A 2,346-nucleotide genomic window follows, 5' to 3' on the forward strand; every position below is an offset into this window, starting at 1 on the left:
TACAAATCTGCAGTGTCTGGGCATCAATACCCAGATGCACCTTGCGCCACTGGCGGCGGCGCTCGGCACCGTGCTTTTTGGTTTTCCACTCACCTTCGCCCAAGAACTTGATGCCCGTGGAGTCGACCAGCAGGTGCAAGCCTTTCTCGCTTGCTCGGTAGTGCACCTGCACATTCAAGCTCTTTTGTCTGCGACACACCGTGCTGTAGTCGGGCACTGACCAAGGCAGGCCTGCCATACGCAATAGCGATTGCACCAGGCCCAGTGTCTGGCGCAAGGGCTGCCCAAACAAGCCCTTGATGGTCAGGCAAAACTGGATGGCCGCATCTGAGAACTTCTGGCAACGACCACGCTTGCCCCTGGGCTGGGCCAGCCACTGCATGTCCTTATCCAGCCAGATGGTCAGGTCTCCTCGCGCTTTCAACGCTGCGTTGTACGCCTTCCAGTTCGTTGTGCGGTACTTAACCCGACCCCAGCTCGTCTCACTCATCTCCCGAGCCTACCTCACCTGCGACCGGCATTTATGCAACAACGCCCCACCGCACGCGTCAGCGTCACGCCGTGGTCAATCATGGAGCCATAGAGTTCTTCACCCAAAGCCTCAATCGTCATCCACAACTTCAGCGCATCAAAACGGCGCGTAGTTTGCAGCGATTTGGACACCAGATTCGGCACGCCATGCTCTTCGTCGTAAGCAGAGTTCAGATACTCCGCCTCGTAGTGCATAAAGCGGTAGTTCGCTTCGTCTTTGAGCAAGAACGCACCGCAAGAGATGCTTTGGAAGAAATGCTTGTGAAAGTCCAGCGTGATCGAGTCCGCCAGCTCCAGGCCTGCCAGCATGTCGCGGTGCTGCTGCGACAGAATCAATGCACCGCCCCAAGCCGCATCCACGTGCATCCACGCGCCATATTGCGCGCTGATGGCACGCACTTGCGGCAGGGGGTCAATGGCACCCGCATCGGTCGTGCCCGCTGTGGCCACCACGCACGCCACGATCTTGCCTTCGGCTTGCAGGCGCGCCATGGCGTGGGCCAGCGCATCCATGTCCATGCGCGCATCCGCATCCACCGGCACCGTCACCACGGACTGAAAGCCCATGCCCATCATGGCCATGTTCTTTTGCACGGAGAAGTGTGCGTTCTCCGAACAGATGACTTTGACCTTGCGCATCGCATCTGCAGGAATGCCGTCGCGCTGTACCGACCAAGGCTGGCCTTGCTCATCCTTCCAGTGCTTGGCAATGCACGCATCGCGCGCCAGCAGCACGCCCATCAGGTTGGACTGGGTGCCGCCCGAGGTAAAGACACCGGCATTGCCTGCGCCATAGCCCACTTTCCCACGCAGCCAGTTGATGAGCTGCACTTCCATCAACGAACCCGCCGGGCTTTGGTCCCACGAGTCCATGGACTGGTTGGTGGCGTTGATCAGCACCTCGGCAATCTGGCTGGCCACCATCGTCGGGCAGTGCAAATGCGCGAGCGAGTGGGGATGGTGCACTTTCAGGCTCTTGTTTAAGAAAAGCTCGACCATGCGCTGCAGCGCAGGCTGCACGCCCATGCCTTCTTTGGAAGGATTGAAAGCAATCGTGCTGCGCAGTTCCTTGATGCTGCCGCCCGTGTACATCTTGTCGTTTTGCAGCCAGGCAGCCACAGCCTGGGTGGCTTGCGCCATGGCCTGTGTGTAGTCGCCAATCGATGCGGCATCGTTGCACAGCAGTGCTTGGCGGTGTTCAGAAAAATCCACCATGCTTATGCGCCCCGTACCGCAACCAGCGCTTCAGCCAATGCATGTTTGAAGCGCACCAGGACCTCTTCACACTCGGCCTGCGTAATGATCAATGGGCACAGCAAACGAATCACCGTGCCATTGCGCCCGCCCTTTTCCAGCAGCAATTGGTTGTTGAAACACGCCGTTTGAATGGCCGCCGCCAGCTTGGCATCGGCAGGCAAGGAACCCATGTGGTCTGGGGACTGGCTCTCGTCCACAATTTCAATGCCCAGCATGAGGCCACGACCACGCACATTGCCAATGCAGGGGAATTCCGTCGCCATTTTCTTCAGTTCGGCTTGCAGGAAATCGCCACGCTCTTGGGCGTTTTGGGCCAGGTTTTGATCACGAATGGCCTTCAATGTGGCAATGCCCGTGCCCATGGCCATTTGGTTGCCGCGGAACGTGCCGGTGTGGCCCGCAGGCTGCCATGCATCGAACTTGCGCTTAATGCCCAGCACCGCCAGTGGCAAGCTACCCCCCACGGCTTTGGACATGACGATGACGTCAGGCTCAATGCCCGCATGCTCAAACGCAAACATCTTGCCCGAGCGTGCAAAGCCTGCTTGCACCTCGTCC

General features: G+C 58.9%; 2 protein-coding genes and 1 pseudogene. All 3 read right to left on the reverse strand.

Features of this window, described 5'->3' with window-relative positions; genetic code table 11:
• Positions 1-490 (reverse strand): IS5 family transposase (locus CA2_RS17060; protein WP_042420355.1); only part of this gene is annotated, 490 nt, incomplete at its 3' end.
• Between the two features lie 47 nt (positions 491-537).
• Positions 538-1,746, reverse strand: a pseudogene (locus tag CA2_RS17065) (aspartate aminotransferase family protein); the annotation flags it as partial.
• Between the two features lie 2 nt (positions 1,747-1,748).
• A partial coding sequence (locus CA2_RS17070) for an aminotransferase class III-fold pyridoxal phosphate-dependent enzyme (protein ID WP_042420354.1) occupies positions 1,749-2,346 on the reverse strand: 598 nt, incomplete at its 5' end.

The sequence above is a fragment of the Comamonas aquatica NBRC 14918 genome, from assembly GCF_000739875.1.
GTDB classification, from domain to species: Bacteria; Pseudomonadota; Gammaproteobacteria; order Burkholderiales; family Burkholderiaceae_C; genus Comamonas; species Comamonas aquatica.